At 69.8% G+C, this 15,431-nt stretch carries 13 protein-coding genes; 9 read left to right on the top strand and 4 right to left on the bottom strand.

Going from position 1 to position 15,431, the window contains the following annotated elements; all coding sequences use genetic code 11:
- Nucleotides 1-60 precede the first annotated feature (60 nt).
- On the bottom strand, nucleotides 61-1,182 hold the full coding sequence (locus ACIBLA_RS21955) for an aminoglycoside phosphotransferase family protein (RefSeq protein WP_399199527.1): 1,122 nt from the start codon (nucleotides 1,180-1,182) through the stop codon (nucleotides 61-63).
- 242 nt (nucleotides 1,183-1,424) lie between these two features.
- Here ACIBLA_RS21955 and ACIBLA_RS21950 point away from each other — a divergent pair, with 242 nt between their 5' ends.
- A complete protein-coding gene (locus tag ACIBLA_RS21950) occupies nucleotides 1,425-2,915 on the top strand; it encodes a hypothetical protein (protein ID WP_363244905.1) in 1,491 nt (496 codons plus the stop codon).
- A gap of 51 nt (nucleotides 2,916-2,966) precedes the next feature.
- On the opposite strand, the gene ACIBLA_RS21945 is transcribed toward ACIBLA_RS21950, so the two are convergent.
- On the bottom strand, nucleotides 2,967-4,427 hold the full coding sequence (locus ACIBLA_RS21945) for a PP2C family protein-serine/threonine phosphatase (RefSeq protein WP_399199526.1): 1,461 nt from the start codon (nucleotides 4,425-4,427) through the stop codon (nucleotides 2,967-2,969).
- A 415-nt stretch (nucleotides 4,428-4,842) separates the two neighbouring features.
- The gene (locus ACIBLA_RS21940) at nucleotides 4,843-5,691 is read right to left on the bottom strand and encodes an endonuclease (protein ID WP_363244903.1); all 849 of its coding nucleotides are present in this window, start codon (nucleotides 5,689-5,691) and stop codon (nucleotides 4,843-4,845) included.
- A 345-nt stretch (nucleotides 5,692-6,036) separates the two neighbouring features.
- Here ACIBLA_RS21940 and ACIBLA_RS21935 point away from each other — a divergent pair, with 345 nt between their 5' ends.
- The 5 genes from ACIBLA_RS21935 to ACIBLA_RS21915 all read left to right on the top strand — a co-directional run bounded on the left by ACIBLA_RS21935 (nucleotide 6,037) and on the right by ACIBLA_RS21915 (nucleotide 11,030).
- On the top strand, nucleotides 6,037-6,936 hold the full coding sequence (locus tag ACIBLA_RS21935) for a family 16 glycosylhydrolase (RefSeq protein ID WP_399199525.1): 900 nt from the start codon (nucleotides 6,037-6,039) through the stop codon (nucleotides 6,934-6,936).
- 165 nt (nucleotides 6,937-7,101) lie between these two features.
- Complete coding sequence (locus tag ACIBLA_RS21930; RefSeq protein WP_399199545.1) at nucleotides 7,102-8,436, top strand: ricin-type beta-trefoil lectin domain protein; 1,335 nt, start codon at nucleotides 7,102-7,104, stop codon at nucleotides 8,434-8,436.
- A gap of 214 nt (nucleotides 8,437-8,650) precedes the next feature.
- On the top strand, nucleotides 8,651-9,400 hold the full coding sequence (locus ACIBLA_RS21925) for an SDR family NAD(P)-dependent oxidoreductase (RefSeq protein ID WP_399199524.1): 750 nt from the start codon (nucleotides 8,651-8,653) through the stop codon (nucleotides 9,398-9,400).
- 74 nt (nucleotides 9,401-9,474) lie between these two features.
- Entirely contained in the window at nucleotides 9,475-9,978 is a 504-nt protein-coding gene (locus ACIBLA_RS21920) for a 2,4'-dihydroxyacetophenone dioxygenase family protein (protein ID WP_363244899.1), read from the top strand.
- Nucleotides 9,979-10,061: 83 nt separating this feature from the next.
- Complete coding sequence (locus tag ACIBLA_RS21915) at nucleotides 10,062-11,030, top strand: LysR family transcriptional regulator (protein ID WP_363244898.1); 969 nt, start codon at nucleotides 10,062-10,064, stop codon at nucleotides 11,028-11,030.
- A 140-nt stretch (nucleotides 11,031-11,170) separates the two neighbouring features.
- Here the strand turns inward: ACIBLA_RS21915 and ACIBLA_RS21910 are convergent, their stop codons facing one another.
- A complete protein-coding gene (locus tag ACIBLA_RS21910; protein WP_399199523.1) occupies nucleotides 11,171-12,103 on the bottom strand; it encodes a LysR family transcriptional regulator in 933 nt (310 codons plus the stop codon).
- Nucleotides 12,104-12,340: 237 nt separating this feature from the next.
- Between ACIBLA_RS21910 and ACIBLA_RS21905 the strand changes: the two genes are divergently transcribed.
- The 3 genes from ACIBLA_RS21905 to ACIBLA_RS21895 all read left to right on the top strand — a co-directional run bounded on the left by ACIBLA_RS21905 (nucleotide 12,341) and on the right by ACIBLA_RS21895 (nucleotide 15,414).
- Complete coding sequence (locus tag ACIBLA_RS21905; RefSeq protein WP_363244896.1) at nucleotides 12,341-13,681, top strand: MFS transporter; 1,341 nt, start codon at nucleotides 12,341-12,343, stop codon at nucleotides 13,679-13,681.
- A 124-nt stretch (nucleotides 13,682-13,805) separates the two neighbouring features.
- A complete protein-coding gene (locus ACIBLA_RS21900; RefSeq protein WP_363244895.1) occupies nucleotides 13,806-14,462 on the top strand; it encodes an RraA family protein in 657 nt (218 codons plus the stop codon).
- Nucleotides 14,463-14,496: 34 nt separating this feature from the next.
- The gene (locus tag ACIBLA_RS21895; protein WP_399199522.1) at nucleotides 14,497-15,414 is read left to right on the top strand and encodes a sugar kinase; all 918 of its coding nucleotides are present in this window, start codon (nucleotides 14,497-14,499) and stop codon (nucleotides 15,412-15,414) included.
- Nucleotides 15,415-15,431: the final 17 nt, after the last annotated feature.

Below are 15,431 nucleotides of genomic sequence, written 5' to 3'. Positions count from 1 at the left end.
CGCTCTCCGCGCCCGGCCTGTGGAGGGGGCGACGGACCGGGCGTGGGACGGGGCCGGGGATCAGCGGGTCCCGACCGCGGCGCGCACGGCTCGGCGGGCCATGGCGCAGTCCTCGTGCAACCGCCGTAGCAGCAGCCGCTGTTCCTCGCCGCTCGGCGCCCCCGGCTGAGGCTGGTTCGCCCCGCCGACGGGAGGCGCCTCGCGCATGGTGCGCTGCACCTGGGTCTCGTACTTACGGATCTCCGTCGTCAGCACCAGCATCAGATTGACCAGGAACGCGTCACGGTCCGCCGTACCCGTCATCTGCGCCAGCTTGCTGATCTGCGTGCGCGCGGCCGTGTTGTTGCCGAGCACCATCCACAGCGTCGCCAGGTCGTAGCCGGGCAGATACCAGCCCGCGTGCTCCCAGTCCACGAGCACCGCCCCGGCGGGCGACAGCAGCATGTTGGAGAGCAGCGCGTCACCGTGGCAGAACTGCCGTGTGCCCGGCCGGCCCAGACCGCGCATCAGATTCTGCAGATCCCCCAGATCCCGGTCGGTGAAGAGCCCCAACTCGTGATAGCGGGTGATCCGCCGGGCGTAGTCGAGACCGGCGGCGAACATGTCGCCCGGCGGACGCCAGGTGTTGAGCCGGGTCACGGCGCCCAGCACGGCCCGGACGTCGGCGCGCGGAGGAGCCTCGGCCGGATGGCGCGCCAGGGCGGCGGCACGTCCGGGCATCCGCTCGACGACCAGCGTGCAGTTGTCGGGATCGGCGGCGATCAGCCGGGGGACCCGCACCGGCGGGCGGTGGCGCACGAACGAGCGATATGTGGCTATCTCGTGCCGGAAGCTCTCGGCCCACGCCGGTGACTGGTCCAATAAGCACTTGGCCACCGCTGTCGTCCGCCCGGTCGTCCCGACCAGCAGCACCGAGCGGCCACTGCGCCGCAGCACCTGCACGGGGTTGAACTCCGGGCAGATCCGGTGCACCGAGGCGATGGCCATCTTCAACTGCGCGCCCTGGGCGCCCGACAGGTCCAGTCTGCCGCCGAGCGGCCCGTTGGGCGCCGCCGTCCAGCGCCTGGTCCGGCCGGCGTGGGTGGGGTCGAGATACGGTCCACCGCCGGCCGCGGGTGGCCGCTGCTGCCGGGGCGGGGCGGTCACGGAGGACGATGCTGTGTACGACGACGCTGTGTACATGGGCGAACGGATCCCTTCGTGGACCGACGAATTACCCGCGCCGCCCGTCCCGGCGGTCGTTCCGCACCCTGGGGAATGTGTCGGACCGCCGGGACGGGGTGGCGCGTTCCTACACGACACCCGGCCACGGGTGGCACACCATGTGGCGCACCCTGGCGAAGCCTGGCGAATAGTCGCCAGGCATCTGACTGAAGGTTGACGGAGGGTTACTGTCAACTCAGCCGAGAACCTGGGGGCTTGACGTGACCGGAGAACCCAACGCCCGCCTGTCGGACCTGTTCGGCCTGGCCGGCTGGTCCAAGGGCGAACTCGCGCGGCTGGTGAACAGACATGCGGCGGCCATGGGCCACCCGCAGCTGGCCACCGACACCTCGCGGGTCAGACGCTGGATCGAGATGGGGGAGATCCCCCGCGATCCGGTACCGAGGGTGATGGCGTCTCTGTTCACCGAGCGGCTCGGCCGTGTCGTGACCATCGAGGACCTCGGGTTCGTACGACACGGACGCGCGGGGAGACGACGGGACGCCGGGAGCGCATCGAATCCCGACGGCCTGCCTTGGGCGCCCGACCGGACGGCTTCGGTCCTCACCGAATTCACGGGAATGGACCTCATGCTCAACCGACGCGGCTTGGTGGGCGCGGGCGCCGTGCTCACCGCAGGCACCGCACTCAGCAGTTCCATGTACGACTGGCTGCACTCCGACCCCGCACTGACCGCCGACGCCCCCCGCGGCACCGAACCCCTCCACGCCGAACCCGCCGGGTACGACCGCTACGAGGCCGCCCCCATCGGGTCGCAGGAGATCGACGCGCTGGAGCACTCCGTCGATGTGTTCCGCGCCTGGGACGCCGCCCGTGGTGGCGGCCTCCAGCGCAAGGCGGTGGTGGGCCAGCTCAACGAGGTGGGCGGCATGCTCTCGTACCGCCACCCTCCCCATCTCCAGCGCCGTCTGTGGGGTGTCGCTGCCAACCTGGCGGTGCTCGCCGGCTGGATGTCGCACGACATCGGCCTCGAACCCACCGCCCAGAAGTACTTCGTGATCGCCACCCACGCGGCACGCGAGGGTGGCGACCGTCCGCGCGCGGGTGAGGCCCTGTCCAGGGCGGCACGCCAGATGGTTCATCTGGGGCGCCCGGACGAGGCGCTGGATCTGATGAAGCTGGCCAAGTCCGGTTCCGGGGACGAGGTGCTGCCCCGTACCCGCGCGATGCTCTGCACGATCGAGGCCTGGGCACAGGCGTCGCTGGGGCGCGGCCAGGCCATGCGGCGGACCCTGGGTGAGGCGGAGCAGCTGTTCGTCTCGGACAAGGGCGATGTGCCACCGCCGAGTTGGATGCAGATGTTCGACGAGGCGGATCTGCACGGCATGGAGGCGCTGGCCTACCGTACGCTCGCCGACCATGAGCCCGCGGCGGCGGCCATAGCTCAACGGCATGCCAAGCGGGCGATCGATCTGCGCCAGAACGGCCGTCAGCGTTCGATGATCTTCGACTATCTCTCGCTGGCATCGGCCTGCTTCATCGCGGACGATCCCGAACAGGCCGACCGCTACGCGCGGTTGGCGCTGGTGTCGATGGGCGAGACCTCGTCGCACCGCACCTGGGACCGGCTGCGCGAGATGTACCGGCTGACCGGTCAGTACGCGGCGCACTCGACGATCCAGGAGCTGCGCGAGGAGATCGACGCAGTGCTGCCGAACACCACGACGAATCCGAGGAGTTCGGAGATCTAGGCCGAGAACTTTCGAAGGTCCTCAAGAAAGGGTCCTCAAAGGCGGCTGCGCCTAACGCGCCGCGCCGATCCTTGCCACCAACACACAGGCGTCGTCCTCGCGTCCGGTCTCGCCGAACTCCTCGACGACCGTCCTGACAGAGTCCTGCGCGTCGCGTGCTCCGGTCAGTCGGGGTCCGAGCGCCAGAAGCCGGTCCACCCCGGTCCGGTCGGTCAGCCTTCCGGTGTGCAGCACCAGCAGATCACCGGGCAGCAGCTGGATCTCGGCCTGTTCGTACGCGGCGCCCGACGTCGCGCCGAGCAGGACGCCGTCCAGCTGAGTCAGCGCGCGCCCCGTCCCGTCGCGGAACAGCAGCGGGGCGGGGTGGCCCGCCTGCGCCCAGACGAGGGTTCGGGTCTCGGTGCGGTAGCGGCAGCAGACGGCGCTGCCGAGCGCGGGCTGCTCGGCCGTGTCCAGCAGCTGGTTGAGATGGCCCATCAACGTGCCGGGCTCGACGCCCGCCACCGCCATGCCGCGCAGGGCGCCGAGGATCATCGCCATCGTGGAGGCGGCCGTCACACCGTGGCCGGTGAGGTCGCCGACCGTCAACAGGGTGTTCCCGTCGGGGAGTTTCAGCGCGTCGAACCAGTCGCCGCCGATGAGTCCGCCGCCGGTGGCCGGCAGATAGTGGCCCGCCAGATCCAGGGTGCCCGGCCGGCTCTGCGGGCACTGGAGGGACCCGCGCCACGACGGCAGCACGGCCTCCTGCAACTCGGCCACGATCCGCCGCTCGGTCCTGACGCTCTGCTCGCGGCGACGTAATGTGTCACCGGACTTGTGGACGGCACGCTGGCTGCGGCGTAACTCGCTGACGTCCCGCAGCACCGCCCACATCGAGGCGGTACAGCCGTCGGAGTCGAGCACGGGTTCGCCCATCATGTGCAGCGTGCGGACGCTCCGGTCGGTCCTGACGATGCGGAACTCGCTGTCGATGGGCTTGCCGTCGACCAGGCATTCGGTCACCACTGTCTGGAGCAGGCCCTGGTCCTCGGCGAGCATCACGGACGGCAGCTCGTCCAGGGTCATCGGGCCCTTCGCGACCGGGCGGCCGAAGATCTCGTACAGCTCCGGGGACCAGATGACCTCGTCGGTGAGCAGATTCCATTCGGCGCTGCCGACCCGGCTCTGCAGCGAACGGGTCTCGTCGTCGGCCTCCGTGGCCGCCGTGGTGGCCATGGTGTCGCCCCTCGTCACCGCGGCCGGCGAATCGGCGTCGCCGTCCGGCAGCCCGTTCCTGAGCTGCCCCAAGTGGGCGCCGAGATCGTCCAGTTGGTGGACCGCCAGGTCGCAGAGAGCGCGGTGCCAGCGCCACCGGATGTCGTGCTCGTCGGCGACGGTGTCCCCGTGCGCCGTGTCCCTGCGCACCGCGTCCACGTCGCCGCGCAGCCTGCGGGTGCGCGTGATGAGTGACTCCACCACGCCCCGCTCCGGTGGCTGCGGGGCGGGACGGTCCGCGAACAGATGGGACGGCATCTCGAACTCCGATACGGGCGTGGCGCTGCCAGGTCTGAAGAGTGGACCGTTACGACTGTTGCACAGGCTGCCAGGGGCCGTAAGGGATTCGGCAACACTCGATCCGGTGGTGCTTACGGCATATGCCACCGGCTGACAAGTGACCTACCGTCACGGGGCAATTGACGCGTCGACTTGACACCGGGGTCGTCGGGGCCCGGTGACGATCCGGCGCTGGAGGTGTCACGAATGACCTCCAGAAGGCTGTCCGCGGTGTGCGCCAGGGCAAGCCGGAGCCCCCGGACGCGGACTCGGTCATCCGCGCCCGGGGGCTCCGGCCAGCATTCCCCGATGGGGGCGCTTGGAGTTAACACGGGCCACCCTGGCATCCGGAACGATCACGTCCGGGAAGGCCGCGCCGTTCCGCCCACGGGTGTCACCAGATGGACTCGACCCATTCGGGGTGGTCGATGAACGGGTTGCGGTTGTGCTGGAACTGGTCGAATATCACGTCGTTGCGGCGCTTCTCGAAGGTGTCCGGCGGGTCCTCGTCGTTCCACTGCTTCAGCACGGACAGCCGTCCCATCGCGGGGGCCGAGCCGTTGTTGACGCGGTCGTTCGGTTCGAGGTCCGCGAAGGAGTCGTTGCCCTCGTAGCGGACCGCCATGTAGAGGATCATGCGGGCGACATCGCCCTTGACCGCGTCGCGCGGCTCGTAGGAGTCGCTGTCGGTGAGGTTCCCCGGCGCGCCGCTGACCGGGCTGCCGCCGTTGTCGAAGTCCTTGTTCCCACGGATGCCGTTGACCTGTACGTCCTCCGGACGCAGGTGATGGACGTCGGTGCCGGGGCCCGTCGACGTACCGAAGTCGCCGTGCGACTGGGCCCATACGTGCTCGCGGTTCCAGTCGCCGACGTCGCCGCCGTTCATCGACTTCGCGCGCGAGGCGCCGCTGTAGAGGAGGATCACGTTGGCGGAGTTGGCCGGGTCCTGGTCGGTGACCTTGAGCGCTTCCCAGACGGCGCTGTACGAGATCTTCGTCTGGTCGCTGATGATGGAGTGGAGCGCGCTCTTGAGCGCGGGGCCGGTCTTGCCCAGCGCGTTCTGGTAGTACGTGTCGTCCAGCGCGGCGGTTCCGGCCATGGCCGAGGCGGTGGCGGAGGTGGCTCCCGACGTGGCCGCCGGGGGTGTGGCGGCGGGGGCGGCGGTCGCGCTGCCGGCGAGCACCGCGGCGGTGGCGCACAGGGCCAGCACCGGCCGCACGGCGGGGTGGTGACGACGGGACATGTGGGGGTGTCCTCTCGATCAAGAGATCACCGCGCGCACGGCCGACGGGTGGGGCCGTACACGCGGTAATCATGCCGATGTGACGTTTCCGCAGGAGCTTTCCACAGGGTCTGTGACGCTGGGGTGAATGGTCCGCGATCATCATGTGCAGGTCAAGAGGCCCGCAGGCGCCGGGTGTTGGGCGAGGGGGCGCGATCCCTGACGCGCGTTCACATGGATGGGCCGAAAACACGGTGCTGATATTTTTTGGTCCATACCAACTCCTTGACGGGCACTCCGTGACTGCCTTGAATCAAGCACTGAAATAAGCGCCGCAGGCGCTTCGTCTCTCCAGCTGTTCCTGTCATGCGCATGCCCCCCACGCAAAGCGATGTGATGACCGTGCATATTTCCTGGCGGCGCCGTACGGCGCTGTACGCCCTCGCACTTCTGTGCACCTCCGGAGCCGTGGCCGCCGTGCCCGCCGGAGCCTCCGCCGCGGCCGGCCCCCACCCCGCCGCGGCACCGTCAGCGGTGAAGTTCGCCGACGAGTTCGACGGCCCGGCCGGATCCGGCGTCGACGGAGGCAAGTGGCAGATCGAGACCGGCGACAACGTCAACAACCACGAACGGCAGTACTACACCTCCGGCAACAACAACGCCCGGCTCGACGGGCAGGGCAATCTCGTCATCACCGCCCGCAAGGAGAATCCCGGCAACTACCAGTGCTGGTACGGCACATGTGAGTACACCTCCGCGCGGCTGAACACCTCCGGCAAGTTCGACTCCGCGTACGGCCGGGTCGAGGCCCGCATGAAGATCCCGCGCGGCCAGGGCATCTGGCCCGCGTTCTGGATGCTCGGCAGCGACATCGGTCAGGTCGGCTGGCCCAACAGCGGCGAGATCGACATCATGGAGAACGTCGGCTTCGAGCCGAGCACCGTCCATGGCACGCTGCACGGCCCCGGCTACTCGGGCTCCGGCGGCATCGGCGCCGGCTACAGCCTGCCGAACGGCGAGGCGTTCGCGGACAACTTCCACACCTTCGCGGTCGACTGGGCACCCGACTCCATCACCTGGTCCGTGGACGGACAGGTCTACCAGACCCGTACGCCCGCCGATCTCGGCGGCCGGCAGTGGGTGTTCAACAAGCCGTTCTTCCTGATCCTCAACCTCGCGGTCGGCGGCTACTGGCCCGGCGACCCCGACGGCAGCACGGTCTTCCCGCAACAACTGGTCGTCGACTACGTACGCGTCAGCGACTAGTACCCGTTTCTGTTCCTCGGGTGCCGGACGGGCCACGCCCCTCCGGCACCCGAGGTCGATCCGCCCACCGGGGCGCCCGGTGGGCCTCTCAGAAGTGGACGGTGACGTCGTATGACCGCCTCGTATCTGCCCTGGAAGGTCCTCAGACCGCTGGCACTGCTGGCCATGCCCCTGGTGGCCGTGGCCTCGACCATGAGCGTGACGCCCGCGACCGCGGCCGTCGCGGCGGTCGGCACCATCACCGGCCTCGGTGGCAAGTGCGTGGACGTGGCGGGCGCGAACCCCGCCGACGGCACGGCCGTTCAGCTGTACGACTGCAACAGCAGCGCCGCGCAGCAGTGGGACATCGCCTCCGACGGCTCGATCCGCGCGCTGGGCAAGTGCCTTGACGTCAAGGACAACGGAACGGCGAACGGCTCCGTCCTCCAGCTCTGGTCGTGCACGGGAGCCGCCAACCAGAAGTGGACCGTCTCGGCGGCGCGCGACATCGTCAACCCCCAGGCGGACAAGTGCATGGACGCCACCGGCAACAGCTCGGCCAACGGCACCAGGCTCCAGCTGTGGACCTGCACCGGCGCCGCCAACCAGAAGTGGACCGCGCCCTCGGGCGGCAACCCCGACCCCGGCGGCGCGCCCATGGCCGTCGCGCCGTACATCTACAACGGCTGGGGCAGCCCGCCCAGCCCCACCACCGTCCAGAACGCCACCGGCGTCAGGTGGTTCACCCTCGCCTTCGTCCTCAGCAACGGTTACTGCAACCCGCAGTGGGACGGCAGCCGCCCGCTGACCGGCGGAGTGGACCAGCAGACCGTCAACACCGTGCGCGCGGGCGGCGGCGACGTCATCCCTTCCTTCGGTGGATGGAGCGGCAACAAGCTGGAGAGTTCCTGCGGCAGCGCCGGTGAGCTGGCCGCCGCGTACCAGAAGGTCATCAACGCGTACGGCCTGAAGGCGATCGACATCGACATCGAGGCCGCCGCCTACGACAGCCCCACCGTGCAGCAGCGCACCGTGGACGCGCTCAAGACGATCCGGGCCAACAACCCCGGCATCAAGATCTACATCACCTTCGGCACCGGCCAGAACGGACCCGACACCAGCCTGATCAACCGGGCGGCCTCCTCCGGCCTCATGGTCGACAGCTGGACGATCATGCCGTTCAACTTCGGCGGCAACGGCCAGAACATGGGCACACTGTCCGTCCGCGCGGCCGAGGGTCTGAAGACCGCCGTGAAGAACGCCTACGGCTACGGCGACGACGAGGCCTACCGCAAGACCGGCATCTCCTCGATGAACGGCGTCACCGACGTCGGCGAGACCATCACCGTCGCCGACTTCCGGACGATCCTCGCCTACGCGCAGCAGCGCCACCTCGCCCGGCTGACCTTCTGGTCGGTCAACCGCGACCGGCCCTGCACCGGCGGCGGGGCCGACACCTGCTCCGGAGTGAGCCAGGCGGCATGGGACTTCACCCGCGTACTGGCGCAGTACCGGGGCTGACCCTCGGCGCTCGCCCTCGACACCGCCCCGGACACCGCTCCCCCCAACGGTGTCCGGGGCGGTTCGCGTGCGGGCCGGGCAAGCTCCGCGGGCCGGACAGGATCCGCCGTAATCGAATGGGGGTCATCCTCCTCCCGCATGATCGAAGGCCCCGCGCCACGACGGCTGTTGGAATCGGATCCGTAGCGTCGCTTTCCGTGCGGAGGGAATGGCAGTGAGCGAGGAGCACCTTGCGGAATCCGTCGGCGACGACGGAGGGCGCGACCGGCGCACGGTCGTCGTCACCGGTGGCACCAGCGGCATCGGCGCGGCCGTCGCCGAGCGCTTCGCCACCGCCGGCGCCGAGGTGATCGCCGTCGGGCTCGACGCCGCCGGCTCCGCCGGGCGACTGCCCGACTCGGTGCGCCGCGTCGAGATCGACCTGACCCACGCCCGTGACATCGAAGACTTCCTCGGAGGGGTCGAACGGCTCGACGTCCTCGTCAACGCGGCCGGGGTGATCGTCCGGGGCCGTGAGTACGACCCCGAGGTCTTCGCCCGCGTGGTCGACGTCAACCTCACCGGCACCATGCGCGCCTGCGTCGCCTCGCACGACCTGCTGCGCCGCTCGGGCGGCTGCATCGTCAACGTCGCCTCCATGCTGAGCTTCTTCGGCGGCCCCAGGGTCCCGGCCTACACGGCCAGCAAGGGCGGCATCACGCAGCTCACCAAGGCACTCGCCGTCGCCTGGGCCGCCGACGGCATCCGGGTCAACGCCGTCGCACCGGGCTGGATCCGTACGGCGCTGACCGCCGAGCTGCGGGCCAACGACGAAACGGCGCGGCGGATCATCGACCGTACCCCGATGGGGCGTTGGGGCGAGCCGGCCGACGTGGCCGGCGCCGTCGCCTTCCTCTGCGGCCAGGACGCGCGCTTCGTCACCGGAGCCGTGCTCCCGGTGGACGGCGGATATCTCGCCGCCTGAACCCGCCGCATCGCGTCGAACCCCCCGCTGAACGCCCGGATTCCGCTGAACCCCCCGAACCCAGGAGGAGCACCATGACCGACCCGCGAGGCCCCGTCATCCCGCTGTCCACCATGGTCCCGGAGGAGATCGCCGTCGCCGCCCTGCCCGACGACGACCGGGTCTGGGTGCCACAGGCTCCCGACGTCTGGTTCCGGCCGCTGATGTTCAACACCGTCACCGGCCAGTGGTGCAATCTGCTCAAGGTCACGGCGGCGGGGATCGTTTCGCGCCACCGGCACCCCGGAGTCGTCTTCGGCTATGTCATCAAGGGCAAGTGGCACTACTACGAGCACGACTGGGTCGCCGAGGCGGGACACTTCGTCTACGAGCCGCCGGGCGAGATCCACACCCTCGCCGTGCCGGAGGACTGCGACGAGATGATCACGTTCTTCAACATCACCGGCGCGATGGCCTACGTCGACGACAACGGCGTCCAGATCGGCTACGAGGACACTTTCACAAAGATCGACATGTGTCGTGCCCACTACACGGAAAATGGCCTCGGCGCCGACTACGTTAATCGGTTCATTCGCTGAAGAAACCCTCTATAACCCCCGTGACCTGCGATGTAGGCTCCCTGCCCTAGGTAAGACCTAGGTGCTGAAAGGGACGGGGACACATGGACATCGGGAGCGTGTACCACTACCGGATCGACTGGATCGCCAGCTTCGTGGCCGTGGCCCACCACGGCGGATTCTCCGCCGCGGCGAAGGCCCTCTACCGCTCACAACCCAGGGTCAGCAGCCATGTCGCCGAGCTGGAACGGCTGCTCGGCACCCGCCTGCTCGACCGCTCCGTGCAGCCCGCGGTCCTCACCCCCGAGGGCCGCGGGCTGCTGCCGCACGCCGAGGAGATCCTGCGCCGGCTCAACGTCCTGGCCGATCTCACCGGAGGAACGATTTCCGGACAGGTCAGACTCGGGGCGTACCCCAGCGCGGCCTCGTACCTCTATCCGCTGGCCGTACGCGCCCTGCGTATCACCCACCCCCAGGTGCGGCTCGTGCTGCGCGAGGGACCGAGCGTCGCGCTCGGCGCCGATCTCGTCAGCGGCGACCTCGATCTCGCGATACGCCCCCTCCATCCCCTGATCAACTCCGACCTGGTCGCCAGCCGGGTGCTCTGGCGGGAACCCCTCGTCGCCGTCTTCCGCGCCGACCATCCGCTCGCGCGCACCGGCTCCGTGCGCCTCGCGCAGACCGCGATGCTCCCGGTGATCAGCATCGGCGAGAGCGGCGAGGGCCAGGCCCGCCAGTACGAGACCAACCTCGCCTTCGCCAACGCCGGTCTCAACCCGGTCATCGCGGCCCAGACGAACCAGCCCCAGACCCTCATCTCCCTGGTCCGCCACGGACTTGGCGTCGGCGTCACCAACAGCCTCGCCATGACGACCGCCAACACCGAGGGCGTGGCACTCGTCCCCATCTCCGACCCCCAGTGCGAACGCGCCGTCGCCGCCTGGTGGCGCTCCGGACCGGTCGTCTCACCCGCAGTCGAGGCCGTACGCGAGGTCCTGGGGAAGCTGCCCATGCCGCGGTGGCCGTGGGGCGAGGACGCCGACAGCGAACGGACCGCGCGAGCTGGCCGCTGAAAGCGGGCCGGTGAAAACGGGGCAGTGAAAACGCGGTGGGAAAAGCGGGCCGGTGATATCCCCGGCCTGCCCCACTCCCGTCATTCGTTTTCCGAATACCCCGCCTCCGGAATACGAATTACTCCGCGAGCCCCCGCGGATCACGACAGGCGCTGAGTACCGGGCGGAATGGGCGCCGAGAGGATTTCCCGCAACAGCGTACGCGCCGCCGGAATCAGCGGCCGGTTCGCATCCCAGTGCACCGCCACCCGGCGCCCGCACGGGGCATCCAGACGCCGTACCGTCACATCCCTGGTGTCCGCCGTCGACACCGCGAGATGGTTGGTCACCCCCACCCCGAGCCGGCTGCGGACGAGCGAGACGAGCGTCTGCGGCTGGTTCGTCGCCTGTACGGCCTCCGGCTCGAAACCATGCTCGCGGAACACCTGGTACGTCTCAAAACCAGCCACGTCACGGGAGCCGAGCCGCCCGATGGTGATCAGCGGATACGCCGCGACGGCCGCCACCGGAAGCGGATCCGGCAACTCGTCCAGCGGGTGCCCCAGCGGCAGTACGACCGCCAGGGACTCCTGCCACAGCGCCCGCAGCCGCACCGCGTCACCGACCGGCGGGGCCATGGGCCGCAGGTAGATGTCTATCTCGCCGTGCGACAGCGCCGAGTCCAGCTCCAGCGTCGACCGCTCGACGAGCACCACCTTGATCGCCGGCCGGCTCGCCGCCAGATGCTCCAGCAGACCGGGCACGAACGCGGCGCTCGCACTCGGATAGCTCCCCAGCGTCACGACGCCCTTGGCCGAATCACGACGGGTGGCCATCGCCTCCTCGGCGGTCCCCAGCCGGTACAGAATCGCGCGGGCGTGACCGGCGAGCACCTCACCCGCCTCCGTCAGCCGCACCGGCCGCTTGCTCCGGTCGAAGAGCGGCACACCGGCCTCCCGCTCCAGCGCCGCCACATGCATGCTCACCCGCGGCTGGGAGCGGTGAACGGCCTCGGCGGCGGCACTGAAACTCCCCGTGTCGATGACTCCGAGGAATGAGACAAACCATTCGAGACGAACTTCTGGTCGCAGCATGCCCCTTGCTGTACGCGAGCCGACAGCGGGCAACAAGGTCCGTCCACCGAAGCGAATGAGCCGCAATCCGTTTTCCGAATATCCGTATGTGCAACTCGCCCTTCACGCAGGGCGCAACGGGCTCATACGCTCACGCCACTACCGGGAAACCACCAGGAGCCCCCACCTCCCCGCCCGGCGACCCATGACTCCTGCCACTGCTCACGTGCAAGGACGACGCACGTTCGAGGAGCATTCATGACCGCAACCCCACCAGTCCCGGCCACACCTGCGGGACGTGTCAGATGGACCATGATCTGGCTGGCCTTCGGGGCCGTCACGATCAACTACATGGACCGCGCCAATCTCGGTGTGGCACTGCCCTACATCACCAAGGACCTGGACATCTCCAAGACCGCGACCGGGCTCCTGCTCGGCGCGTTCTTCTGGACGTACGCGGCGTTCCTGCCCGGCGCCGGCTGGCTGGTCGACCGCTACGGCCCGCGCCGGATGATGGCCGTCGCCGTCGCCGCCTGGTCGATAGCGACCATGCTGGTCGGCGCCGTGACCGGATTCCTGGTCCTGCTTCTCGTACGGCTGGTGCTCGGAGCCGTCGAGTCGCCCGCGTACCCGTCCAGTTCACAGATCGTGGCGCGCTGGTTCCCGGTGCGCGAGCGCGGCATGGCCGCCTCGATCTTCGACAGCGGCGGCCGGGCGGGCACCGCCTTCGCGCTGCCCGTCACCACCGTGGTGATCGCCTGGCTCGGCTGGCGCGGCTCGTTCGTCGCCGCCGGAGTCGTCGGCCTCCTCTTCACCGCGTTCTGGCTCAAGTTCTACCGCGACCCCGACGACCATCCTCGGCTGGGCGCCGAGGAGCGCGCCTACATCCGGGAGGGCGGCGCCAGCGAGACCGGTTCGGCGGTGCCCGCCATGCCCTGGAAGGAACTGTTCCGCTACCGCACGGTGTGGGGCATGGTCCTGGGCTTTTTCTGCCTGTCCTTCGTGCTGTACTTCTTCATCACCTGGTTCCCGTCGTACCTGGTCGACGAGCGGGACTTCGACCTGCTCAAGCTCGGCTTCTTCGGCATGATCCCCGCGCTGGTGTCGATGCCCGCCCAGTGGGCCGGCGGCTGGGTGCAGACCCGGCTGATCAACCAGGGACGCAGCGTCACCTACGCGCGCAAGTTCCCCATCGTCACCGGGCTGATCCTCTCCTCGGTGATCGTGCTCGCCGGACTCGTCGAGAGCGCCTACCTCGCGCTCGCGCTGCTCGCCGTCTCCCAGGCGTCGCTCTGCTTCGCCGCGTCGAGCCTGTGGGCACTGCCCGCCGATGTCGCACCGACCCCGGCCAACGTCGGCTCGCTCGCCGGTATCCAGGGCTTCGCCTCCAACACCGCCGGTGCGCTCAGCCCCGTCGTGGTGGGCGTCCTCCTCGACGCCTTCGGCGGCTCGTACTTCGTTCCGCTCGCCACCGCCGCCGGTGTGTCACTGCTCGGCGCCCTCGTGTACGGCGTCGTCATGAAGCACGTGGTGCCGCTCGGCACCGAACCGGAGAAGGCGGTCAAGGGTGCGCCCACCGCGCCCAAGAGCCCGGCCTGACAGACCGGCCCGACGCACCGGCCCGACCCTCCGGACCCGTCCGGCCGCCCCGCCCTGCCCTGCCCCGCACCTGTTCCCCCGGAATCCGTATGCCGGAAGCCGGGACAAAGACTGGAGAACCCAGATGACCAGCTACCCCGAAGCGACCCTTGAGGCCTACAGGTCCCTTGCCACCGCGTCGGTCGCGGACGCCGTCGAACAGCACGGCGTCCGCGGCTATCTCGAGGGCGCGGTCCACCAGGTCGTACCGGGCGCGGGGACGCTTGCCGGACCGGCGGTGACGGTCCGTGAGGTGCCGGACCCGGAGCTGGAACCGCCGGTGCACGCGCTGGCCGCCATCGACGAATCGCCGGCCGGCAGTGTGGTGTGCATCGACGCGGGCGCCGCCGACGTGGCCGTATGGGGCGGGCTGATGACGGCGGGCGCGGTGGCGAGGAAACTGGCGGGCTGCGTGCTGGACGGCGGGGTGCGCGATGTCACCGAGATACGCAGGGACTTCCCCGACTTCCCGGTGTACGCCCGACACGCCGTACCCGCCACCACCCTGGGGCGCTACCGCACCATCTCGCTCAACGAGCCCGTCGTCCTCGGCGGAGTGACCGTACGGCCGGGGGATCTGATCGTCGCCGACCGCGACGGTGTCGTCCGCGTACCGCGCGACCTCGTCGGTGAAGTCCTCGCCACCGCACAGGACATCGAGAACCGCGAGAAGGAACAGACCGCGCTGATCCTGTCCTCGGGCTCGCTGCGGGACGGCCTCGCCAAGTACAACCGGATCTGACGCGATGCCGCCCAGCTGCCCCTCTGTGCTCTCCATGGGGGAGCCCCTGCTCGAATTCAACGCCGCCGCCGAGGGAACGCTGGAGACCTCCACCGCCTTTCACACCGGCTTCGGCGGCGACACCTCCAACATGGCTGTCGCCGCCCGCCGTTCGGGCGCGAGCACCGGCTACATCACCCGCGTCGGCGACGACGCGTTCGGCCGGGCGCTGACGGAGCTGTGGCGACGCGAGGGCGTCGACACCACTCATGTCGTCACCGAACCGGGCGGCGCGACCGGCATCTACTTCATCACCCGGCACGGCGACGGGAAGCACGCCTTCACCTACCGCCGCGCCGGTTCACCGGCCTGCCGCCTGACTCCGGCCGACGTACCGGAGCAGGCGGTGGCCGCCGCCCGGCTGCTGCACATCAGCGGCATCACCCAGGCGATCAGCACCTCCGCCTGCGACGCGGCCTTCCACGCGATGGAGACCGCCCGCGCGTACTCCACGCTCGTCTCGTACGACCCCAACCACCGCCCCGCCCTGTGGCCCCTCGCGCGCGCCCGCGCCGTCGTCATGCGCAGCGCCGAGCTGGCCGACATCGTCCTGCCCAACCTGGACGAGGGCCGGCTGCTCACCGGCGCGCACGAACCCGCCGACGTACTCGCGGAGTTCGCCGCGCGCGGGCCCGCGGTCGTCGTCCTGAAGATGGGCGCAGACGGGGTGCTGCTCGGTGAGGGACGACGTACCACGCATGTGCCGGCCCACCGGGTGGTGCCCACGGACGCGACCGGCGCGGGCGACACCTTCGACGGCGCGTTCGCGGCGCGGCTGCTGGACGGTGACTCCCCGCTGGAGGCGGCGCGCTACGCGGTGATCGCGGCGGCGCTCACGACGACGGGCCACGGCGCGGTGGCTCCCATCCCCAACGCGGACGCGGTACGTCGGGCGGGTGACCTCCGGGCCTGACGCTCCCACTGAAGCCG

Source organism: Streptomyces sp. NPDC050433, from assembly GCF_044458565.1.
Classification (GTDB): Bacteria; Actinomycetota; Actinomycetes; order Streptomycetales; family Streptomycetaceae; genus Streptomyces.
Note: the sequence above shows the minus strand (reverse complement) of the source record. Positions and strands in the feature narration are given on the sequence as shown.